21 protein-coding genes and 1 pseudogene are annotated in these 22,421 nt (G+C 65.5%); 9 read left to right on the top strand and 13 right to left on the bottom strand.

The window, feature by feature from the left end:
* The first annotated feature begins 147 nt into the window (after nucleotides 1-147).
* The 8 genes and pseudogenes from RX327_RS18005 (at nucleotide 148) to RX327_RS17970 (ending at nucleotide 8,934) form a co-directional block, all read left to right on the top strand.
* Nucleotides 148-435 carry a hypothetical protein gene (locus tag RX327_RS18005; protein WP_050386652.1) on the top strand — a complete coding sequence of 96 codons (288 nt, stop codon included), beginning with the start codon at nucleotides 148-150 and terminating at the stop codon, nucleotides 433-435.
* Nucleotides 436-607: 172 nt separating this feature from the next.
* Nucleotides 608-1,222 carry a hypothetical protein gene (locus tag RX327_RS18000; RefSeq protein WP_050386653.1) on the top strand — a complete coding sequence of 205 codons (615 nt, stop codon included), beginning with the start codon at nucleotides 608-610 and terminating at the stop codon, nucleotides 1,220-1,222.
* A gap of 96 nt (nucleotides 1,223-1,318) precedes the next feature.
* Complete coding sequence (radA, locus tag RX327_RS17995) at nucleotides 1,319-2,830, top strand: DNA repair protein RadA (protein WP_317251010.1); 1,512 nt, start codon at nucleotides 1,319-1,321, stop codon at nucleotides 2,828-2,830.
* 204 nt (nucleotides 2,831-3,034) lie between these two features.
* Nucleotides 3,035-3,670 carry a CvpA family protein gene (locus RX327_RS17990; protein ID WP_317251009.1) on the top strand — a complete coding sequence of 212 codons (636 nt, stop codon included), beginning with the start codon at nucleotides 3,035-3,037 and terminating at the stop codon, nucleotides 3,668-3,670.
* A gap of 64 nt (nucleotides 3,671-3,734) precedes the next feature.
* Nucleotides 3,735-5,233 (top strand): annotated as a pseudogene (purF, locus tag RX327_RS17985) (amidophosphoribosyltransferase).
* A 224-nt stretch (nucleotides 5,234-5,457) separates the two neighbouring features.
* Nucleotides 5,458-6,198, top strand: coding sequence for an SDR family NAD(P)-dependent oxidoreductase (locus RX327_RS17980; RefSeq protein ID WP_317251008.1), 741 nt, complete (start codon nucleotides 5,458-5,460; stop codon nucleotides 6,196-6,198).
* Nucleotides 6,199-6,418: 220 nt separating this feature from the next.
* The gene (locus RX327_RS17975) at nucleotides 6,419-7,558 is read left to right on the top strand and encodes a hypothetical protein (protein ID WP_317251007.1); all 1,140 of its coding nucleotides are present in this window, start codon (nucleotides 6,419-6,421) and stop codon (nucleotides 7,556-7,558) included.
* A 149-nt stretch (nucleotides 7,559-7,707) separates the two neighbouring features.
* Nucleotides 7,708-8,934, top strand: a complete 1,227-nt coding sequence (locus RX327_RS17970) for an ABC transporter substrate-binding protein (protein WP_317251006.1) — start codon at nucleotides 7,708-7,710, stop codon at nucleotides 8,932-8,934.
* 124 nt (nucleotides 8,935-9,058) lie between these two features.
* On the opposite strand, the gene RX327_RS17965 is transcribed toward RX327_RS17970, so the two are convergent.
* The 4 genes from RX327_RS17965 to RX327_RS17950 all read right to left on the bottom strand — a co-directional run bounded on the left by RX327_RS17965 (nucleotide 9,059) and on the right by RX327_RS17950 (nucleotide 11,824).
* On the bottom strand, nucleotides 9,059-9,628 hold the full coding sequence (locus RX327_RS17965; protein ID WP_028335142.1) for a DUF2147 domain-containing protein: 570 nt from the start codon (nucleotides 9,626-9,628) through the stop codon (nucleotides 9,059-9,061).
* Nucleotides 9,629-9,679: 51 nt separating this feature from the next.
* The gene (locus RX327_RS17960) at nucleotides 9,680-10,342 is read right to left on the bottom strand and encodes a DUF3313 domain-containing protein (RefSeq protein ID WP_050386657.1); all 663 of its coding nucleotides are present in this window, start codon (nucleotides 10,340-10,342) and stop codon (nucleotides 9,680-9,682) included.
* 391 nt (nucleotides 10,343-10,733) lie between these two features.
* Nucleotides 10,734-11,408: a TetR/AcrR family transcriptional regulator gene (locus tag RX327_RS17955; RefSeq protein ID WP_028335140.1), complete on the bottom strand. Its 675-nt coding sequence runs from the start codon at nucleotides 11,406-11,408 to the stop codon at nucleotides 10,734-10,736.
* Nucleotides 11,409-11,566: 158 nt separating this feature from the next.
* A complete protein-coding gene (locus RX327_RS17950; protein ID WP_317251005.1) occupies nucleotides 11,567-11,824 on the bottom strand; it encodes a hypothetical protein in 258 nt (85 codons plus the stop codon).
* A 199-nt stretch (nucleotides 11,825-12,023) separates the two neighbouring features.
* Between RX327_RS17950 and RX327_RS17945 the strand changes: the two genes are divergently transcribed.
* Nucleotides 12,024-12,416: a nuclear transport factor 2 family protein gene (locus tag RX327_RS17945; RefSeq protein WP_050386659.1), complete on the top strand. Its 393-nt coding sequence runs from the start codon at nucleotides 12,024-12,026 to the stop codon at nucleotides 12,414-12,416.
* A gap of 38 nt (nucleotides 12,417-12,454) precedes the next feature.
* On the opposite strand, the gene RX327_RS17940 is transcribed toward RX327_RS17945, so the two are convergent.
* From RX327_RS17940 to RX327_RS17900, 9 genes are all read right to left on the bottom strand, one after another.
* On the bottom strand, nucleotides 12,455-13,711 hold the full coding sequence (locus tag RX327_RS17940) for an MFS transporter (RefSeq protein ID WP_317251004.1): 1,257 nt from the start codon (nucleotides 13,709-13,711) through the stop codon (nucleotides 12,455-12,457).
* A gap of 49 nt (nucleotides 13,712-13,760) precedes the next feature.
* Nucleotides 13,761-15,143 (bottom strand): ribosome biogenesis GTPase Der, encoded by a 1,383-nt coding sequence (der, locus tag RX327_RS17935; protein WP_317251003.1) that lies wholly within the window; start codon nucleotides 15,141-15,143, stop codon nucleotides 13,761-13,763.
* A 212-nt stretch (nucleotides 15,144-15,355) separates the two neighbouring features.
* Nucleotides 15,356-15,913, bottom strand: coding sequence for a hypothetical protein (locus tag RX327_RS17930; RefSeq protein WP_317251002.1), 558 nt, complete (start codon nucleotides 15,911-15,913; stop codon nucleotides 15,356-15,358).
* A 33-nt stretch (nucleotides 15,914-15,946) separates the two neighbouring features.
* Nucleotides 15,947-16,603, bottom strand: a complete 657-nt coding sequence (locus tag RX327_RS17925) for a tetratricopeptide repeat protein (RefSeq protein WP_317251001.1) — start codon at nucleotides 16,601-16,603, stop codon at nucleotides 15,947-15,949.
* Nucleotides 16,604-16,808: 205 nt separating this feature from the next.
* Entirely contained in the window at nucleotides 16,809-18,407 is a 1,599-nt protein-coding gene (locus RX327_RS17920; RefSeq protein WP_317251000.1) for a class I adenylate-forming enzyme family protein, read from the bottom strand.
* A gap of 10 nt (nucleotides 18,408-18,417) precedes the next feature.
* Nucleotides 18,418-19,239 (bottom strand): 3-methyl-2-oxobutanoate hydroxymethyltransferase, encoded by an 822-nt coding sequence (gene panB, locus RX327_RS17915; RefSeq protein ID WP_016839889.1) that lies wholly within the window; start codon nucleotides 19,237-19,239, stop codon nucleotides 18,418-18,420.
* Nucleotides 19,240-19,241: 2 nt separating this feature from the next.
* Complete coding sequence (locus tag RX327_RS17910; RefSeq protein ID WP_317250999.1) at nucleotides 19,242-19,826, bottom strand: NnrU family protein; 585 nt, start codon at nucleotides 19,824-19,826, stop codon at nucleotides 19,242-19,244.
* Between the two features lie 70 nt (nucleotides 19,827-19,896).
* Nucleotides 19,897-20,508, bottom strand: coding sequence for a hypothetical protein (locus RX327_RS17905; protein WP_028335131.1), 612 nt, complete (start codon nucleotides 20,506-20,508; stop codon nucleotides 19,897-19,899).
* 237 nt (nucleotides 20,509-20,745) lie between these two features.
* A complete protein-coding gene (locus RX327_RS17900) occupies nucleotides 20,746-22,365 on the bottom strand; it encodes a peptide chain release factor 3 (protein ID WP_317250998.1) in 1,620 nt (539 codons plus the stop codon).
* Nucleotides 22,366-22,421 lie beyond the last annotated feature (56 nt).

The raw sequence follows: 22,421 nt of genomic DNA, 5'->3' as shown, positions 1-22,421 counted from the left end.
AGTCAGCGACAGATGGCGTGCAGATCGGGCGCACAGCCCGGCGCCTGATGTCGCCGATGTCGGCCTGACGAATTCGGGATCGCAAGTCGAAGCATTTGGAGTCGCGGGTCGTCAAAGCCCACGACAGGCGGGAAAGGCAGGCGCGCGATGCGCAAGATGATGATCACGACTGCGGCGATTGTGACGTTCGCCGTTGCCGGCTCGGCGTTGTGGCCGACGGCAAGGCCCGATGTCGCGCAGTTCGGCGACAGCGTCTACGAGACGATCTGGGTCTGGCGCATTCCGGCCTACGCGAACAATCCGTCGTGGCGGGTTCGCTGGAGTTGGAGCGATCCGTTGCGCGCGCAGGCGAGATGCTGCCGGGCTCTGCCGACGAGTCTGACGCCGCGCGAGAATCCGCCGCTGCTGCTGTCGAGGCGGGACCTCCACGTTTGACCGCGCGTACAATCAAGAGCAGTTCCCTTGCGCGAAGCGCATTTGATTCAAATTCGCGCTGTAGTTGAACTTACTTTTTATCCTTAACCAGAAACCTGATCTTTGATTTACATCTGCAAGATGCGGTTTACCTTGTCTCCGCGAGCACAGCGGATTCAGGGACAACAAAAACATGCGCCAACGAAGCCTCACCCTGTGGTTGACCGTTGTTCTGGCGACACAGGGTTTGAGCGTCGCGGCCGACGATACAAGACCGGGACAACCGGGTGCCGTTGCCGCTGCTGACCGCGTTGCATGTTCCCAGCAGCCGAAAAGCGAGGAACCGTCCGATCCGTCGTCGACCTCGGCAATTCCCCACGCCGAAAAATTCGTCGCGCGGGAACATTTCAAGGAGGACATCGCCTCGAGCGCGCCGGTCAGGATTTCCTGGTTAGGCGCGACGTTCGCGCAGCGCTTCACGAACAAGGTCGAGGACGATAGCGGCGGCGCATCGTTGCAGACCTTCATCCTGAGCGCAGCCTCGAGCGACAAGGAGATCCTCGCCAAGCTCGGTCAGAGCCACGAGAGCAGGCTGGCCGACGTCTGGTGCGCGTTGAGGCGACAGTCCAGCGGCAGCAACGGCCCGCTGGAAGTCAACGCCAAGCCGAACGTGTTCTACGTCCGCGACAGCGCCGGAGAGCTTGGCGCCGTCGACGTGCTGTGGGGCGGCGTCGGCTGGGAAATCGGTGCAAGCCCGGTCGGCGACAAGCCGCGCTGGCCGAGCGGAACGCGGGTGTTCTCGCGCTGAGCCGGCCCCGCCATCTGGCGCTCCGTCTTCGATGGATCGTGCGCGGCGGCCGAACCGTGCTATGCATCGTGCGCGATAGCGCGACTCACCTGCTCCATGGCCAAATCCACCCTCTCCTTCGTCTGCCAGAACTGCGGCGCGGCCTATAACCGCTGGCAGGGCAAGTGCGAATCCTGCGGCGAGTGGAATACGCTCGCGGAAGAAGACACGAGCGGCAGCGTGCCGGTATCGATCCGCTCCAAACGCAAGGGCCGAACGTTTGCGCTGGAATCGCTGTCCGGCAAGACCCAGGATGCGCCGCGCCTGTCCTCAGGCATGACCGAGCTCGACCGCGTCACCGGCGGCGGCTTCGTCCGCGGCTCGGTGCTGCTGGTCGGCGGCGATCCCGGGATCGGCAAGTCGACGCTGCTGACGCAGGCGACCAGCCTGCTGGCGCGCGCCGGCCACCGCGTGGTCTACATCTCCGGCGAAGAGGCGGTCGCTCAGGTGCGCCTGCGCGCCGAGCGGCTCGGGCTGTCGGACGCACCGGTCCAGCTCGCCGCCGAGACCTCGGTGGAGGACATCGTCTCGACGCTGTCGGAGGGGGCGGTGCCCCGGCTGATCGTGATCGACTCGATCCAGACCATGTGGACCGACACGGTGGAATCCGCGCCGGGGACCGTCACCCAGGTGCGCGCCTCGGCACAGGCGCTGATCCGCTTTGCCAAGAAGACCGGTGCCGCCATCATCCTGGTCGGCCACGTCACCAAGGACGGCCAGATCGCAGGTCCCCGCGTGGTCGAGCACATGGTCGACGCGGTGATGTCGTTCGAGGGCGAAGGCTCGCAGCAATTCCGCATCCTGCGCGCGGTGAAGAACCGCTTCGGCCCGACCGACGAGATCGGTGTGTTCGAGATGACGGGCCTCGGACTGCGCGAGGTCACCAACCCTTCCGAGCTGTTCCTGTCCGAACGCGATCTCGGCACGCCCGGCACCGCAGTCTTTGCGGGCATCGAGGGCACAAGGCCCGTCCTGGTCGAATTGCAGGCGCTGGTGGCGCCGACCTCGCTCGGCACCCCGCGCCGCGCCGTGGTCGGCTGGGACCCGAGCCGGCTGTCGATGGTGCTGGCGGTGCTGGAGGCGCATTGCGGGGTCAAGCTGTCAGGCCATGATGTCTATCTGAACGTCGCCGGCGGCCTGCGCATCCACGAGCCCGCGGCCGACCTCGCCGCTGCCGCGGCGCTGGTGTCGTCCCTGGTTAATGCGCAGTTACCCACCGATGCCGTTTATTTCGGCGAGATCTCGCTCTCGGGCGCGATCCGCCCGGTGGCGCAGACCCCGGCCCGGCTCAAGGAGGCCCTCAAGCTCGGCTTCGCCCGCGCCATCCTGCCCGAATCGGCCCGCGGCGAGAGCGGCGGCGATTCAGGGCTCACCCTCAACAGCGTCGGCAATCTCACCACGCTGGTCGCCGAAATTGCGGCACGCGGTACGCCAAGAGGCGACCGGGGTACGCCAAGAGGCGACCGGGGTACGCCAAGCGGCGGCCGGCGCGACCAGGGCGGCTCCGGAGGCCCTGATGCGGCTGAGAAAAATGCCACACCGGCCCGATTCCGTCGCGAGACCAGCTAAAGCGGGCGTGACGTATCAGCCCCCCGCCGCTATACATCCGCCGCGCGGGACAGGTGGCGCTCTGGCCTTGCCGGATGCCCCCAATGCGCCTCAGTTAGGACGGCACCGACTTTGCCAATTCGCGAGAGCCCTTAGCAGCGTAAGCCCTTAACAACGTAAGCCCTTAACAGCGTACCGAAACGTACCAGCGGACCTGACCAGCCGATGCCCATAACGATACTTGATCTCGTCCTGCTCGGTGTGATGCTGATCTCGGGCCTGCTCGCGATGGTCCGCGGCTTCATGCGCGAAATCCTGTCGATTGCGGCCTGGGGCGCGGCGGCGATCGTGACTTTGTACTCGTTCTCGAAGCTGCTGCCGACCGCCAAGACCTATTTCAACAACGACACGGTCGCGAGCGTGGTCGTCGTCGCCGGCGTGTTCGTGGGCACCCTGGTCGTGGTCTCCGTGATCACGGTCCGGATCTCCGACATGATCCTGGATTCGCGGATCGGCGCGCTGGACCGCACCCTCGGCTTCCTGTTTGGCCTGGCTCGCGGGCTTTTGATCGTCGTGGTCGCTTTCCTGTTCTTCACCTGGCTGGTTCCGGACAAGCAGCGTCCGGACTGGGTCTCTGGGGCGAAGTCCCGCGTGGTGCTCCAGGGAACCGGGGACTGGCTGATGGCCCTCTTGCCTGACGACCCCGAGAACACCATCTTGAAGAGATTCAAGAAAAATAAGCCAGACGACGATTCTGCGGCCGATACCAATGATCAGGCGACGCCGGCGTCGGGCGATGGCTATAGCAAACCTGCGCGTGACAGCTTGAAGAAGCTGATCGAGAAACCCGCGGGCCGATAAACTATTTGGGCCCTTACGAGAGGCGATGAACGAGATGCAGACCCCTTCGGATCATACCGACCAAATGGATCTCGACCTCGGCCCGATCGAACTGCAAGACCCTCTCAGATATCACCCCGATCTCGATGGCGATACGCTGCGCGAGGAATGCGGCGTGTTCGGCATCTACGGTCACCCCGATGCGGCCGCCATCACCGCGCTCGGCCTTCACGCCCTTCAGCACCGCGGCCAGGAAGCCGCCGGCATCGTCTCCTACGACGGCAGCCGCTTTCACTCGGAACGCCGCCTCGGCCTCGTCGGCGACACCTTCTCCCGCCGCGAGGTGATCGACCGCCTGCCTGGCAATGTCGCGGTCGGCCATGTCCGCTATTCCACCACCGGCGCCACTATCCTGCGCAACGTGCAGCCGTTGTTCGCCGAGCTCAATGCCGGCGGCCTCGCCGTCGCGCATAACGGCAACCTCACCAACGGCCTGACGCTGCGCCGCGAGCTGGTCAAGGGCATGGCGCGATGATGCAGTCGACCACCGACACCGAGGTGATCCTGCACCTGGTCGCGCGCTCCAGGCGGAGCCGCTTCATCGAGCGCTATATCGACGCGCTGCGCGAGATCGAAGGCGCCTATGCGCTGGTCTCGCTCACCAACAAGAAGCTGGTCGGCGCGCGCGATCCGCGCGGCATCCGCCCGCTGGTGCTCGGCGAGCTCGACGGCTGCCCGATCCTGACCTCCGAGACCTGCGCGCTCGACATCATCGGCGCGCGCTTCGTCCGCGATATCGAACCCGGCGAAGTCATCGTGTTCGACGAGAACGGCCAGGACATCCACAAGCCGTTCCCGCCGATGGCACCGCGTCCCTGCATCTTCGAGTACATCTACTTCTCCCGTCCGGACTCCATCGTCCACGGCCGGTCGGTCTACGAAGTGCGCAAGGCCTTCGGTGCGCAGCTCGCGCGCGAGAGCCACGTGCCGATCGACGTCGTCGTGCCGGTGCCGGATTCCGGCGTGCCCGCCGCGGTCGGCTACAGCCAGCATTCCGGCGTGCCGTTCGAGCTCGGCATCATCCGCAACCATTATGTCGGCCGCACCTTCATCCAGCCGACGCAGGCGATCCGCGAATCCGGCGTGCGCATGAAGCATTCGGCCAACCGCGCCGCGATCGAAGGCAAGCGCATCATCCTGATCGACGACTCGCTGGTGCGCGGCACCACCTCGAAGAAGATCGTGCGCATGATGCGCGATGCCGGCGCCAAGGAAGTCCATTTCCGCCTCGCTTCGCCCCCGATCCTCTATCCCGACTATTACGGCATCGACCTGCCCGACCGCGGCGGCCTCCTGGCGGCGACGCATTCGCTCGAGGAGATGCGCGAGATCATCGGCGCGGACTCGCTCGCGTTCCTGTCGATCGACGGCATGTACCGCGCCATGGGCGAGCCCGGCCGCGACCCCGCCAATCCGAAATTCTCGGACCACTGCTTCACCGGCGCGTATCCGACCCACCTCACCGACCAGAGCGAGACTGAGCCCGCGCCGCGCCAGCTTTCGCTGTTGGCGGAGGCGAGCTGACGCGAAGCGTCATCCCGGGGCGCGCGAAGCGCGAACCCGGGATCTCGACGTTGTTTTGCGATGGTGCCTCAAAGCTCTGGATTCCGGGTCTGGCCCTTCGGCCATCCCGGAATGACCCTGCTTTCCGTCATGGCCGGGCTTGTCCCGGCCATCGACGTCTGTAATACCCGCCGCGAAGACGTGGATGCCCGGCACAAGGCCGGGCACGACGAAGAGATCGGCTCATGCAAACACCCCTCACCTCCCGCATCGCTCTCGTCACCGGCGCCTCGCGCGGCATCGGCTTCGCCGCGGCCAAGGCGCTGGCCAAGGCCGGCGCGCATATCGTTGCGGTGGCGCGCACGCAGGGCGGGCTGGAGGAGCTCGACGACGAAATCCGCAAGGACGGCGGCAGCGCCACCCTGGTGCCGCTCAACCTCACCGACTCCGACGGCATCGCGCGGCTGGGCGCCGGCCTGCACGAACGCTACGGCAAGCTCGACATTCTCGTCGGCAATGCCGGCACCGCAGGGCCGTCGTCGCCGCTCGGCCATATCGAGCTGAAGCCATGGAACGACGTGTTCGCGATCAACGTCACCGCCAATTTCCAGCTGATCCGCTGCATGGACCCGCTGCTGCGCCAGTCCGACGCCGGCCGCGCGGTGTTCGTGACGTCGGGCGTCGCCCACAAGGCCAACGCCTATCTCGGCCCCTATGCGGCCTCGAAGGCCGCGCTGGAGGCACTGGTGCGCTCCTGGGCCAACGAGACCGCCAACACGGCGCTGCGCGTCAACCTGTTCAGCCCCGGTCCGATCCGCACCCGGATGCGGGCGCAGGTGTTTCCCGGCGAAGACCCGATGACGCTGGATACGCCCGACATGGCCGCCGAATTCATCGTGCCGATGTGCGCGCCTGACTGGACCGAGACCGGCAAGTTCTACGACTACAAGGCGCGCACGCTGCGAACCTTCCAGCCGCCGGTGTAGGTCGCTTCGCGCCCGACAAATGAAGGCCCGTAGCCCGGATGGAGCGAAGCGTAATCCGGGACGGCTTCTCCGCGGAGAGACTTTTCCCGGACTTCGCTTCGCTCCATCCGGCTACGCAACCGCCGCGCAATGGCGGCTGGGTGATTGACACCCTCCCCGCCCCACGATTGACTACGCTCCCAGCGGGACCACCGCCAAGAAAAATCTCGGGAGGCAACCAATGACGCCGACGTTCAATCGCGCGCGCTCCATTCTGTCCGGATTGTTTCTCTCCGCCTGCATCGCATCATCAGCCCTCTTCGCTACACCAACCCCCGCGAAAGCCGGCGACATCCCGACCTTCACCGTGGATGCATCATGGCCAAAGCCGCTGCCGAACAACTGGATCCTCGGCCAGGTCGGCGGCATCACGGTGGATTGGCAGGGCCACATCTGGATGATTCACCGGCCGCGCTCGCTGACCGACGACGAGAAGGGCGCGAGCCTCAATCCGCCGCGCTCGAAATGCTGCATCTCGGCGCCGCCGGTGCTCGAATTCGACGCTGACGGCAATCTGCTGCGGTCCTGGGGCGGTCCGGGTGACGGCTACGAGTGGGTTGGCCGCGAGCACGGCATCGAGGTCGACGAGCGCGGCTTCGTCTGGATCGGCGGCAACGCCGACAATGACAATGCGATCCTCAAGTTCACCCTCGACGGCAAGTTCGTCTCGCAGATCGGCTCGATCGCACCGAGCAAGGGCAGCAACAACACCACCCAGCTCGGCAAGCCCGCCGAGACCGCGATCGACAAGGAGGCCAACGAGATCTACGTCGCCGACGGTTACGGCAATCGGCGCGTCATCGTGTTCGATGCCACCACCGGCGCCTACAAGCGGCATTGGGGCGCCTATGGCAACAAGCCCGACGACGCCAAGCAGCCGCCCTACGATCCGAAGGCGCAGGTCGCGCAGCAGTTCGGTAATCCCGTGCACTGCGTGAAGATCGCCAATGACGGACTGGTCTATGTCTGCGACCGCATCAACAACCGCATCCAGGTGTTCAGGAAGGACGGCAGCTTCGTGAAGGAGTTCTTCTTCGAGAAGAGCACGCTCGGCAACGGCGCGGTGTGGGATATCGCGCTGTGGCCCGATCCCAAGCAGACCTACCTGCTCTCCGCCGACGGCGAGAACAACGAGATCCGCATCATCAGGCGTGACGACGGCGCGGTGGTCGGCAGCTTCGGCCGCAACGGCCGCAACGCCGGGCAATTCCACTGGGTGCACGCGCTCGCGGTCGACGCCAGGGGTAACGTCTATACCGCCGAGGTCGACACCGGAAAGCGCATTCGGAAATTCAGGCTGACATCGGACGCGCTCAAGTAAGGATTTCACCGGATGACGCTTCGACGCAGGCCCACCCGGCTTTAGGCGGATTGCCGCGTCCCCCGGGAAAGGGTAAGCGGGAACCTGAGCGACCGGCAAAAAGGCTCCGCAAGAGGGCTGTCCGGGCTTTAGACAGCGGAGGGAATTTCATGACAACGACGTTTGCGCGGCGCTGCGCCGCGCTTCTTGCTTGCGCCGCACTCAGCCTTTCAACTTCTGCGTTCGCCCAGGACAAGACCGTCAAGATCGGCGTGCTCAACGACATGTCGAGCCTGTACGCCGACATCGGCGGCCCGAATTCGGTCGTCGCGATCAAGATGGCCGTCGAGGATTCCGGCCTGCTCAAAAAGGGCTGGACCATCGAGGTCCTCTCCGGCGACCACCAGAACAAGCCCGACATCGGCGTCAACATTGCCCGGCAATGGATCGATGCCGACAAGGTCGACGCCATCGCGGACACGCCGAGCTCCGGCGTTGCGCTCGCGGTGAGCAACCTCGTCAAGGAAAAGAACGCGGTGCTGCTCAATTCGGGCGCGGCCACCGCCGACCTCACCGGTAAGGCCTGCACGCCCAACACCGTCTCGTTCACTTACGATACCTACATGCTCGCCAACGGCACCGGCAAGGCGCTGACCAAGGCGGGCGGCGATAGCTGGTTCTTCCTCACCGCCGACTATGCCTTCGGCCACTCGCTGGAGCGCGACGCCTCCGCCGTCGTCACCGCCAATGGCGGCAAGGTGCTCGGAAGCGTCAAGCATCCGATCAACACCGCCGATTTCTCCTCGTTCCTGCTGCAGGCACAATCGTCCAAGGCCAAGGTGGTCGGCCTCGCCAATGCGGGCGGCGACACCACCAACGCGATCAAGCAGGCCGCCGAATTCGGCATCGTCCAGGGCGGTCAGAAGCTCGCCGCCCTGCTGCTGTTCATCAACGACGTGCATTCGCTCGGCTTGAAGACCGCGCAGGGCCTGACGTTCACCGAGTCCTTCTATTGGGACCTCAACGACCAGACGCGCGAATGGTCGAAGCGCTTCGCCGCCCTCGCCAGCAAGAACGCGATGCCGTCGATGACCCAGGCCGGTAACTACGCGATGGTGCTGCATTACCTGAAGGCGATGGACGCGCTCGGCAGCAATCCGCATGACGGCGCCAAGGTCGTCGCCAAGATGAAGGAGCTGCCGACCGACGATCCGCTGTTCGGCAAGGGACCCCTGCGCGCCGACGGCCGCCGCCTCATCCCGGCCTATCTGTTCGAGCTGAAGAAGCCCGAGGAGTCCAAGTATCCCTGGGACTATTACAAGCTGGTCGCCACCATCGCGCCTGAGGACGCGGCCAAGCCGCTCAAGGACAGCGACTGCCCGCTGGTGAAGAAGTGACCGCGTAGCGGTCATTCCGGGGCGCGCAACGCGCGAACCTCAGATGCGCAATTTGCGCATCTGAGGATCTCGAGATTCCGGGTTCGACGCTGCGCATCGCCCCGGAATGACTTTTTGCACCTTCTTATTTCGCCGCCGACTTCGCCTTGACGGGCGGCGGCAACGATGCCCATTCCCTGTCGGCGCGCGGGCCGCCGACGTCGCCGGTCAGGCCGACGAGCTGGCCCGGCTGCACGTCCAGCGTCTGCGTCCAGGTCTGGGTCTGGCACAGCAGCTTGAGCAGACATCCCTTGAGCTTCAGCCGGTCGGATTTGTCGCGCCACAGCGAGACCGCATAGGACTTGCCGTCCTCGGCGTTGTAGATGTCGCCGTCGAACCTGCCCTCCGGCGTCAACTTCAATCCGAGGATCAGCTGATGGCCGAGCAGCGCACGCGTCCGCTTGTCGGGATCGGGATTGAAGCTATCGCGGAACGGCTGGTCGTGTGAATCGAGCGGATCCTTCATCCACACGATGAAGCCGCAGACGCGGTCACGCGCGGTGCCGCAGCGCTCGAGACGGATGCGTGCGCGGCCGTCTTCGGTCAGCCAGGTGCCGCTGGGATCGACCGGGGCGATCGTCTCGGCGCGGCCGGTCGAGCTCATCAGCAAGGCAGCGACGAGGCTGCGCAGGAACATGCGAACCAGAAAGTTCATGGTAAAGGACCTTTCAGTGTCGGGATGGTTTGCGGACGCGCGCGGCGCGCCTCACTTCAATTGCGCCATGAAGGCATCGGCACCCTTGTCGATGCCGGCGGTGGCCGCGGCGAGATCGCCGACGCTGGCCTTGATGTCGTAGGCGTTGGGATACTGCCTGCTGACATAGGCGCCGAGCAGGCGCGAGGTCGAGCTGTCGAACATCTCGACGGCATAGATCACCGAGCCGGTCATCGTACCCTCGCCGTCGCGCGCGGCCTGCACGCCGTTATAGACCGCGCCCGCCAGATCGAAACGCGACAGCGTGCCGAGCACCGGCGTGTTGGCGACCGCGCCGGTCAGCGTCAGCCGCAGGCGGAACGTGTTCGGCCCGCGCGTGTTCACCAGCGTGAAGCGGCCGCGCAGCTTGTCGGCGAAGCGGGTCTGCATGTAGGCGGCGAGCGTCTGCTTGTCCCTCTCGGACATGTCGCCGAACTGATGATCCGCGCCGCGATAGATCACGACCGGATCGATCATCACTTTGTTGTAGCTTCGCCAGTCGACCGGCGGCGCATAGCGATACGGCACACGTCCCGAAGAATCGGACGTGTCCGGCGTCATGTAGGCCGACGATGCCACCTCCGAATAGGCCACCGGCGTGACGGCGGCACATCCTCCCGCGAGGACGCAAAGCGCCATCGCTCCCAGACCGCGCGCGGCGATCGAGCTCTCCATTCCAATCTCCTCATCCGACCCTAAAGCGGGAGAGCAGCTCGGCCGCAGCCGCGTCCGGGGCTGAAAGTACGGCTGCGGCCGTCACTGCCGACCTGGCTCGCCGTCGCGGCGCCGCCAGATCTTGCCTCAGTGCGATCAACTATAAAACCGACCAGTTGGTTTGTAAAGTTGCAATCGCAAGAAGCGCGCCGGAAAAATGCGGCGGTCGACATGTCGTGTTAACTGGCGAGGCCGCTTCGCGAATGGCGGCCGCGCGTTGTCACAAACCCGCGACATCTCGTGTGGTACGGCAGAAATCGCCGGGGGATTTCAGGGGCCCGGTGCCGATCCAACGCCGCCAAGCGATCCATATTCCGCTTGGGCGGCGTTGTGCTTTCGGCAGCGCCGGAATTCAGCTGCGCTTGCGAACCGATGCGAGCTTTTCCGCGCGCGCACCGGCCGGAGGCGAAGATGCCGTGCGCACAGCCGTCGTCTTGGCTGGCTTTGCTGCCTCCGTCGCGCCCTGCTCCATCGCGGTCCACTTGCTGTCGTCGAGCAAGCGCTCGAACAGGCGATCGCGCTCCGCCTCGGTCAGCGACAACATGCCGAACAACGAACTCAACAGCAGCCCCCGCGCCGCGGCCCAGCGCAGCAGCGCGAGATCGGGATCCCTCGCCTCGGCCTTCATCAGCGCGACCTTCTTGATGTCGACATCGCGCGGCATCGCCATCAATTCGGGGTTCTCGTTCATCGCCGCCAGCAGTGCGAACGCCCCTGCCCGCGGCGTTGAGATCGCCTCCCGCAGCGTCGCGATCTGCGCCGACAGTTCCGGCTGGTCCGTGGTCCCGCGTACCTTTTCGATGTAGCGGTTCGAGAATTCCTCGAAATGCGCCATCTGCTGCTCGAGCAAGGCGCGCAGCACCGCTTCCTTGGTGCGGAACTGATGCATCACGCCGCCCTTGCTGAGACCGCTCTCGCGCGCAATCGCGTCCAGCGTCAGGCGCCCCGGACCATCGCGCGTCACGATGGTGATCGCGGCGTCAAGTGCGGCGTTGCGGGAGCGTTCCGAGCGGGAAGGATTATCCATGGTGTACTCAGGAAGGAGTCGCTTGAGATCACAGTATCTCAGCGGCATCGGTCAATCTCAAGCGCTGCGAGGCAGCGCGAACGGCGTCCCCGGAATGGCGGTGTCGCCCTCGGAAGACGCATCAATCTCGGGAATCGGTCATCGAGCTATCCGATCGCTCACGCGCACAAGCGAACCTTCTGCAGCAGACCATGAAGGAAACCGTAGGCCATTCGGCCGACGACCCTTTCCCCTCGACCGCGCGCGCGGGCGATGGCCTGCGCGTCGCCATAACTGGCGGCGACAATCGTCCCGTGCCTGCCGCCATCGAGTTTCAGGTCGGTCAGATAGACAAGGCCGCGCGACGTCAGCAGCGCCGCCTGCGTGGCGCTGAAGCGGGTCAATTCATCGCAGATATCAACGGCCTCGTCGGTCACCATGCTGCTCCTGGCAGCGCACCCCGGAGCGAGGCGCGTCTTCATCCGGTATCAGCTCTATATAAACCAACCGGATGGTTTGTAAATAGACAATATGACGCAATCCGCCCGGTGCGGCCGGACGCATCAGCGTGTCGGATCGGCGCGCTCGCATTCGTCCTCGAAGCAGCGATCGGCCAGCATTCGGAGCACGCGAGCGATGACACAGCAGAAACAGACGGCGGAAACCCAAATCAGGACGCTCATCGACGCCTGGACGGACGCCGTCCGCAGGCAGGACTATCCGGGCATTTTCGCCCATCATGATCCGGACATCGTGATGTTCGACGTTCCGCCGCCATTGCAGTCACGCGGATTGGACGAATACGGCAAGACATGGGATCTGTTCTTCAGATATCACCGCCCCTCCTACGCCTTCGATATCGAGGAGATCGCGATCACGGCCGGCGACGATGTGGCCTTCGCGGTCGCGGTGATGCGGTGCGGGCCGCCTGATGCCACGTTCCAGTTCAGGCTGACGATCGGATTGCGCAAGGTCGACGGCCAGTGGCGCGTCATGCACGAACACCATTCGGTGCCGGCGACGGAATAGCGCGTCTCATGGTGGATCCGTTGGCGGCTTTGCACGCCCTAGGCTTGCTTCGCCGCCGTCGCGCGCCAGGCGATGGCGAGCGCGAGCAACAGCAGCGCGCCGGCCAGATAGAACGGCGCGCCGGGCATCTTCACCGGCACGTTGTCGCCGATGAAATACGCAAACGTCAGCGTGAACAGGAACGGGCCGATCAATTCCGACATGCTCTGCACGCTTGATGTCGCGCCCTGCAACTGGCCCTGCTGGTCGGCGGCGACGAGCTGTGTCGTCAGCGCCTGGGTCGCGGCGCCCGAGAGGCCCCACAGCGCCATCACGGGAATGCCGATCCAGAACAGCTGGCCGGTCGGCGCGGCGCCGAAAATCACGAAACCCAAGGCGCCGCAGACGAGGCCGAGGAACAGCGCGTTGCGCTCGCCGAGGCGCTGCCCTATCGGCCCGATCGCCGCGCCCTGCACGATCATGCCGCAGAGGCCGACCAGCGCCAGCGTCGCGCCGACGGTGCCGGTGTCCCAGCCATAGCGATAGGTGGCGTAGAGCACGAACACCGAGGGCAGCACGACATGCGCGAGCTGGCCGAAGAACGTCGCCAGCGACAGACCGGCGAGCGTCCGGTTCGAGCGCAGGAAATGCAGCGCGCCGATCGGATTGGCGCTCTTCCATTTGAACGGCGCCCGCCGCTCCACGGGCAGCGATTCCGGCAGGATGAACAGGCCATACAGCCCGTTGACGAAGCTCAAACCCGCCGCGGCCCAGAACGACAGCCGCGGATCGATCTCGCCGAGCAGGCCGCCGAGCGCCGGTCCGAGGATGAAGCCGGCGCCGAAGGCGACGCCGATCTTGCCGAACATCGCCGCGCGCTGCTCCGGCGCGGTGACGTCGGCGATATAGGCGAACACGGTCGAGATGCTCGACGAGGTGATGCCCGAGATCGCCCGCCCGATGAACAGCCAGATCAGGTTCGGCGCCAGCGCCATCAGCACATAGTCGGCGGCGAGACCGAAATTCGACAGCAGCACCACCGGTCGGCGGCCGAAGCGATCGGACAGCGCGCCGAGGATCGGCGAGCAGACGAACTGCATCAAGGCCCAGATCGAGCCGAACACGCCGAAGATGCGCGCCGCATTCGCGGTGTCGTTGTTGACGAAGCCTTCGATCAGCTTCGGCAGGATCGGGATGATGATCCCGAGCGCGAGCATGTCGAGCAGCAGGGTGATGAAGATGAAGATCACCGCGCCGCTGCGCGCCTGCGGAACAGCCGCAGGCTTGGGATTCTCATTTTGACGCGCTTTCTTCACGCGAAGCGGTACCCACTTCGCTCGAAAACGCTTTGCTTGACCTCTTCGCTCATGACGGCCGCTTGCGCTTGTGTGCGAAAGGATTGGCCTTCTCGCGCAGGGTGATGCGCACCGGCGTGCCCGGCAGTTCGAAGGTCTCGCGCATGGAGTTGGTCAGATAGCGCAAGTAAGATTGCGGCACGGCGTCCGCACGCGAGCAGAACAGCACGAAGCTCGGCGGGCGCGCCTTGTTCTGCGTGATGTAGTTCAGCTTCAGCCTGCGGCCGGACACCGCCGGCGGCGGATTGGCCTGGACCGCCTGCTCGAACCAGCGATTGAGCGCAGAGGTGGGCACGCGCTTGTTCCAGATCGCGTAGGCGTCCTGGATCGCCTGCATCAGTCGGTCGATGCCCTCGCCCATCAGGCCTGAGACGGCGACGATCGGCACGCCCTTGAGCTGCGGCAGCCAATGATCGGCATCGGTGCGCAGCTGCGAGATCTGGTTGGGCTTGCGCTCGACGAGGTCCCATTTGTTCACGGCGAGCACGACGGCGCGGCCCTCGCGCTCAATGAGATCCGCGATGCGCAGATCCTGCTCCTCGAAGCGGTTCTGCGAATCCATCATCAGCACGACGACTTCGGCAAAGCGCACCGCGCGCAGCGCATCGGCGACCGAGAGCTTCTCCAGCTTCTCCTCGATCCGCGAGCGCCGGCGCAGGCCTGCGGTGTCGAAGACGCGAAAATCGCGGCCCTTCCAGTTGATCTCGACCGCGATGGAATCGCGCGTGGTGCCGGCCTCCGGGCTCGTCAGCAGACGCTCCTCGCCGAGCAGATGATTGATCAGCGTCGACTTGCCGGCATTGGGTCGACCGACGATGGCGACCCGGATCGGACGCGTCGCGGCCTCCTCCTCCGAGATGTCCTCATCGTCCTCGACCTCGTCGTCTTCCTCCGGTGTCTCCGGCACCAACGCGCTCAGCGCGTCATAGAGCTCGCCCATGCCCTCGCCATGCTCGGCCGAGATCTGGATGGGATCGCCGAGGCCGAGCGCAAAGGCCTCCATCGCGCCGGCATCGCCATGCTTGCCCTCGCTCTTGTTGGCGATCAGCAGCACCGGCTTGTTGGCCTTGCGGGCGAAATCGGCGAAGGCGCGATCGGTGGGCGTGAGGCCAATGCGGGCATCGACGACGAAGAACAGCGCGTCGGCTTGCGCGATCGCGGTTTCGGTCTGCTCCTGCATGCGCGCGGTCAGCGAGCCCCTGGCGCCCTCGTCGAGGCCGGCGGTATCGATGATGGTGAAGTCGAGATCGTAGAGCTTCGCCTGACCCTCGCGACGGTCACGCGTCACGCCGGGCTCGTCATCGACCAGCGCGAGCTTCTGTCCAACCAGGCGGTTGAACAGCGTCGATTTGCCGACATTGGGCCGGCCGATGATGGCGATTGTGAAGGACATCGATCATCCAGGCGCGGTCTGTTGTCCGCGGGTCAAGGTGCTGGAAAGAACTACAGCAGGAATGGGGGGCGGTCGAAGCAAATGATGGAGCATCTTCCCCTTTCCCCGCTCTTACGGGGAGAGGGTTGAAACTCCCCCTCACCCGGAATTCAAGCTGCGCTTGAATTCCGACCTCTCCCCGCAAGCGGGGCGAGGTGGAATCCCGCTCGCAATTAGCGTGAAAATCCGCCGCTCGGTAGCGGTGCGGGGAAGGCGCCGCCGGATTGTTGCGTGGTCTGGGTCTGCTGAGCCGGCGCCGCAGGCTGCGCCTGCTGATCGTCGGCGGGTGGCGCGGTGGTGCGGCGGCGGACGATCTTCTTCGGCTTCGGCTCCGGCGGCAGCGCGGCGGGCGCTCCCTCCTCGGCAGCGGCATCGGGAGCAGCCGCCTGATCTGCGGCCGGCGCTGCCCTGCCCTTGGCCTGCTTCTTGGCACCCTTCGGCGGCTCCGGCGGTGGAGCCGGCTGGGCGGCAGCGGCCGCCGCGGCGTTCTGCTGGTCGAGCTGCTGCTGCTGCGCGCCCTTGTACAGCTCCCTCGGCACGCCCTGCTCGAGGCCCGGCACGCCCTCCGGGAAGACCGGCTTGCGGTCGCCCGGCAGCTTCTTCTTGGTGTCGAGGAAGTCGAGCATGTCGCTTGGATCGAAATTGGACATGCCGCCACCGCCGCAACCCGCCAGCACGCTGCAAAGCGCTGTCAGAACTGCGGCTGCGATCAGGCGTTGCGAGCGGCGCATGGTCGATCTCTCAAACTCGGGTTTCGCGCCAAGTCAGCTTTTCGCGACCGGCGGCAACAAGGCCTGCAGCGCTTCGGCACGCGAGCGCAGGCTCGGCGGCGTCTCGCCGTCATTGGCAATCTGGTCGAGCCACTGCCGCGCGGCGGTGGCATCGTTGGCGCGCCAGGCCGACAGCGCCAGCAGCTCGCGCGCGGAATGGCGGAACGTCGAGTCCTTCGCCGTTGCCGTGGCCTCGAGCCGCTGCAGCATGTTCGGATAGGTGGTGGTTTCCATCGCGAGCTGCGCGGCGCGGATCCGCGCCAGGTCCTGCTCGGGACCGCCGACACTGCGGTCGGCTGCGATCTCGTCATAGAGCTTCGCGGCAGCCGGCTGATCGCGGGTCGCGACCTCGGCGGCCATGCGCAACCGCGCCAGGTTGCGATAGCCGGACGGTGCCTTGGTGATGAGAGCGGCGAACGCAGCCTCCGCGTCGGCGTGCTTGTCCTGCTCGGACAGTTCGACGGCCTTCTCGAAGGCGGCGCCGGCCTCGGCGGCCTTCCTGGCCTCCAGATATTGGTAGCCGCGCCAGCCACCGACGGCGGCCACGACCAGCACCATCAGGGCGATGAAGACAATCGAATACTTGTCCCACAGCTTCTTGAGCTGTTCGCGACGTACTTCCTCGTCGACTTCGTTAAATAATTCAGACACTTAAGGCTATCCCATCCCCTCGGGACCGCTGCTATCGGTGGGGCCCAGCCCTACCCGATCCCCACATCGCGGCGGCGTTACCCTAATGGTGTGGCGGAGGCAAGGCAAAGCGAGGCGGATCAAAGCGTTAACGGGGGACGTTTGCAGCGGGCCGCAACCGGACTGCGTGGCCTCCCTCTCCCGCTTGCGGGGGAGGTGCAGAACGCTAAGCCCCCATTTCCGACAGGCTCTCCCTGATCTGGCGCTTGATCACCTTGCCGTTGGCGTTGCGCGGCAGCGGCTCTGATGTCAGCGCCATGGTCTCCGGCACCTTGTAGTCCGAGAGCCGCTCGGCGCACCAGGCGCGCAGGCTCTCCGCGTTCACTTCGGTGCGGGTCACGATCACGGCGTGGACGCGCTCGCCCAGCACCGGGCACGCCCTGGCAATGATCGCGCTCTCGACCACGGCGGGATGCCCCGCCAGCACGGATTCGACCTCGGCCGAATAGATCTTCAGGCCGCCACGGTTGATCATGTCCTTTTGCCGGTCGAACACGCGGACGAAGTTTGCCGCGTCGATCGAACCGAGATCGCCAGAATGCCAGAAGCCGGCCGTAAAACTCTCCGCGGTCGCCTTCGGATTGTTCCAATAGCCCTTGATGACGGAGGCGCTCTGGATCCAGAGCTCGCCGATCTCGCCGTGAGGCAGTTCGCGGCCGTCAGCGCCCATCACGATGATCTCGGCACCGGGGCACGGCAGGCCGACGCTGTCGATGTGGCTCTCCGTCAATTCGCCCGGCATGATCGTCGAGGGCGACGTCGTCTCGGTCGCGCCGTAGCAATTCATCAGCTTCAGGCCGGGAATCTTCACTTTGAGCTTCTCGATGGTCGCGACCGGCATCGGCGCGCCGCCGAAGCCGCCGATGCGCCAGCTCGAGAGATCGTAGCCGTCGAAATCGGGCTGCAGCAGGCAGAGATTGTACATCGCCGGCACCATCACCGTGTAGGTGACGCGCTCGCGCGCGGCGAGCTTGAGGTAATCGGCCGCCTTGAACTCCGGCATGATGATCAGCGCGCCGCCGCAGCGGATCATGGTCGTGATGTTGGCGACGACGCCGGTGACATGGCCGAGCGGCACCGCTGCGATGGAACGGTCGGCCCTGGTCAGCTTCAGGCAGGAGACGAAGACCATCGAGGAATGTACGATGTTGCAATGGGCCAGCATCGCGCCCTTCGGCTTGCCGGTGGTGCCCGAGGTGTAGAGGATCATCGCGGTGTCCTCCTCCCTCACCTCCGCCGGCGCCTGGGCCGCAGCGTTGTCGACGAGACCGGCGAATTGCGACGCGCCGTCGTCGCCGACGGAGATGCGGTGCTTGAGGCCGGGAATGTCGGCCGCATCGGGGATGCGGTCGGCGAGCGTGGCCTCATGGACCAGAAGCGTTGCGCCGCAATCGGTCAGCACATAGGCGATCTCCGGCTTCTGTTGGCGCGTGCCGAGCAGCACCGTCACCAGCCCCTCATGCGCGGCGGCAAACAGCAGCAGGGGAAACTCGACGCGGTTGCCGAGCAGGATCGCGATACGGTCGCCGCGCCCAAGGCCGAGTTTGGCAAAGCCCGCCGCGACCTTGGCCGATTTCTCCGCGACCTCGCGCCAGCTCAGGCGCGTCGCGCCGCAGACCAGCGCCTCGCCGTCGCCATTCTGCGCAACGGCGTCCGCGATCATCGCCCACAGGGTGCCGGGCCGCTCCGGGAAAGCCGGCACGACGCGGTCGCCGAAGCGCGGCTCGAGCCGCATCGGCGGAATTGCGTGCTGCGACCAGTCCATGCGCGCCCCGTCAGCTCTTCTTCATGCCGTAGACGTGTTCCGGCCCCGGGAAGGCGCGGCTCTTCACGTCGCGCGCATAGCCCGCGATCGCCTCCTCGATCATCGGCCCGAGATTGCCGTAGCGGCGCACGAATTTCGGCGCCCGCGGCGACAGGCCGAGCATGTCCTCCAGCACCAGCACCTGGCCGTCGCAGGCCGCGCTGGCGCCGATGCCGATGGTGGGCACGGCGATCGACTGCGTGATCTTGCGCGCCAGCGGCTCGGCGACCGCCTCGACCACGATCGAGAAGGCGCCGGCTTCCGCGATCGCCCTGGCGTCGTTCTCGATCGGCGCCCAGGTCTCCTCCTCGCGGCCCTGCGCGCGGAACGAGCCGAGCGTATTGATCGACTGCGGCGTCAGGCCGATATGGCCCATTACCGGAATGCCGCGCTCGGACAGGAACGCCACCGTCTCTGCCATCCGCGCGCCGCCCTCGAGCTTGACCGCGCCGCACAGCGTCTCCTTCATGATCCGCACCGCGGACTGAAACGCCTGCTCCTTCGAGCCCTCATAGGAGCCGAACGGCATGTCCACCACGACGAGCGCAGCTTGCGAGCCGCGCATCACCGCGCGGCCTTGCAGGATCATCATGTCGAGCGTGACCGGCACCGTGGTCTCGAAGCCGTGCATGACGTTGCCGAGGGAATCGCCGACCAGGATGGCATCGCAATGACGGTCGACCAGCGCCGCGGTGTGCGCGTGATAGGACGTCAGCATCACGATCGGCTCGCCGTTCTTGCGGGCGCGGAGATCGGGCGCGGTCTTGCGCTTGATGGCGGATTGAACAGACATAGTCAGGCTCCCATGACAGGCACGCCGATCACGACCGGGTGGAACGCAAACGCCAGCGCCAGATAGACGATGACACCGACCGCGATCGCGATCAGGTCGTTGGTTGGGCCGCCGACCGGAATCGGCGGGCCGCCGGCGTCGGTGCGATGCTTGAGCGAAATACGGTCATACACCGCCCAGCCCAGGAACGAGCCGAACAGGATGATCGAGCCGAGATCGCCGTTGGCGAGCAGGTGCGCGGCGGCCCACAGCTTGATGCCGGCCAGCATCGGGTGCTTCAATGTCGCATAGATACGGCCGCGCAGATATGACGCGACCACCAGGATGACCGCGGGCAGCATCAAGGCCACCGTGATGTGCTTGAGCGCGGTCGGCGGGGTCCAAACGTCGATCCATCCGGTCGCGCGATAATGCGCAAAGCCCCAGATGATCAGCACGAGCCCGGCCGCGGAGGCCAGCGAATAGGCGATCTTGTAGACGCCCTCGCCCATCGCCTTGATCAGGCCGGCGCGCATCTCGCGCAGGCTGGACAGGACATGGACGCCGAGGAACAGCACGAGACCCAGGATCATGACGAGCAGTCCCACGATGTTCCTCCCCTGATCGATTAATGCCTTCGCGTATCACCTTCGCCGGGCGGGTGGCAATGCGTCAGCTTCACGGCTTGTCGGCCGATTTGGCCAGCTCCCGGTTGTCGACATAGCGGATCATGATCGGGCGACCGGCCAGCGCCCCGCCCAATCCGCCGGTGAATTTCAGCGGCAGGCAGGCATCCAGCGAGGCATTGATCGCGTTGAGGTAGGTGGTGCGGGTGTCGGCCGGGATGCCCCGCGTCGAAAACGTCAGGTGCGGCGCGCCGATCATCTCGCCCGATCGTTTGAAGCTGAAACGCACCGACATCTGCATGCCCGCGCGCGCGTCGTCCGGCGGTGGCGGCGCCCAGCAGGCGCGCAGCGCGGCGAACAGATCGCCGATGGTATTGAGATCATGATCCGGCTTGCGATACTTCTCGGCCTGATCCTGCGGTGGCACGGTCAGGATCGTGAGCTGGAGATTTTCGCCGTACGGATAATCCATCTCGGGAAAGCACGGCCCGTGATTGAGCACGCTGCAATAGGACGGGATGCAAGGCCCTTCGTCGAGCACGCTGCAGGGCGTGTGTGCGAAGGGCGCCGGGTTGGTTTGTTGCCGCTGCTGCGCAGAGGCCGCGCTCGCGAGCGCAAAGGCCGGCACGGCAAAAGCGAGACAGATGGCGACGCGTCGGAGCATGCAGGCGGATCCGGATTGCACTCCGGAGAAAATGGGTCCGCAGCCGGAGCGCATCAAGCGGGGCCGTGTTCAAATCCTTGCGCGTGTAGCTGTTATCCGTCGCTCCACAACCCCGCTGTCATCGCCCGGCTCGACCGGGCGATCCAGTATTCCAGAGACGGCAGTTATCGATCGATAGGCGGCGGCGTACTGGGCCCCCGGTCGAGCCCGGCAGACGACAGTGAATGGTCGGCGCCACTACCCCTTCTTCTTGACGTCCTTGACGTTGCTGAACTCGATGCCCTCGGCGCGCTCCCTGGTGTAGCCGAGATAGAATTCGTTCCGGGCGAGATACACGGGATCGCCGTCGACGTCGTCGGCGATGCTGGAGGTGTTGGCGGCGATGAAGGTGTCGAGCTTCTTGCGGTCCTCCGAGGAGACCCAGCGCGCCAGCTGAAATTCGCTGACCTCGAACTCGACCGGCAGCGAATATTCCGCCTCGAGCCGCGCCTTCAGCACGTCGAGCTGAAGCGCACCGACCACACCGACCAGCGCCGGCGCGCCGTCGCGCGGGCGGAACACCTGCACCACGCCCTCCTCCGACATCTGCTGCAGCGCTTCCTTCAGCTTCTTCGCCTTCATCGCGTCGGTGAGACGGACGCGGCGGACGATTTCCGGAGCGAAGCTCGGTACGCCGACGAAGTTGAAATCCTCCCCTTCCGTCAGGGTATCGCCGATGCGCAGCGTGCCGTGGTTGGGAATGCCGACGACGTCGCCGGCGAAGGCCTCATCCGCGACCGAGCGGTCCTGGGCGAAGAAGAATTGCGGGCTCGACAGCGGCATGCTCTTGCCGGTGCGCACCAGCTTCGCCTTCATGCCGCGGCTGAGCTTGCCGGAGCACAGCCGTGCGAAGGCGATGCGGTCGCGGTGGTTCGGATCCATGTTGGCCTGGATCTTGAACACGAAGGCGCTCATGCGCGGATCGGTGGCCTCGACCTTGCGCTGGTCGCTGTCCTGCGCGCGCGGCTCGGGTGCGAACTTGCCGAGGCCTTCCAGGAGGTCGCCGACGCCGAAATTGCGCAGCGCGCTGCCGAAATAAACCGGCGTCAGATGACCTTCGCGGAACGCCCCGAGCTCGAACGGCTTGCAGGCTTCCGAGGCCAGCGCGAGCTCGTCCTTCACGGCAGCGACGTCGAGATTGGCGTTGAGCTTGGCGAGTTCCTCGATCTCGATCTGCTGCGCCGCACCGGTCTTGGCGCCACCGCCTTCGAGCAGGCGCACGCCGCCATTGACGACGTCATAGGTGCCGAGGAAGTCGCGGCCGCGACCGACCGGCCAGGTCATCGGCGTGGTATCGAGCGCCAGCGTCTTCTCGATCTCGTCGAGCAGCTCGAAAACGTCGCGGCTCTCGCGGTCCATCTTGTTGATGAAGGTAATGATCGGAATGTCGCGCAGGCGACACACCTCGAACAGCTTCCGGGTGCGCGCCTCGATGCCCTTGGCGGCGTCGATCACCATCACGGCGGAATCGACCGCGGTGAGCGTGCGATAGGTGTCTTCCGAAAAGTCCTCGTGGCCCGGCGTGTCCAGGAGGTTGAACACGAGGCCTTCGAACTCGAAGGTCATCACCGAGGTCACGACCGAGATGCCGCGTTCGCGCTCGATCTTCATCCAGTCCGAGCGCGTGTTGCGTCGCTCGCCCTTGGCCTTGACCTGACCGGCCAGGTTGATGGCGCCGCCGAACAGCAGCAGCTTCTCGGTCAGCGTGGTCTTGCCGGCGTCAGGGTGGGAGATGATCGCAAAGGTCCGCCGCCGCGCCACTTCAGCGGCAAGCGGGGAACGGGCCGGCGATTCGGCTGAAACTGAAATGTCGGACATGGCGGGGCATTTGGCAGGGAAAACGGGCGCAATCAAGGGCGTTTTGTCGCAATGCG

Source organism: Bradyrhizobium sp. BEA-2-5 (genome assembly GCF_032918025.1).
Taxonomy (GTDB): domain Bacteria; phylum Pseudomonadota; class Alphaproteobacteria; order Rhizobiales; family Xanthobacteraceae; genus Bradyrhizobium; species Bradyrhizobium pachyrhizi.
This window is presented reverse-complemented; position numbering and strand designations above follow the sequence as displayed.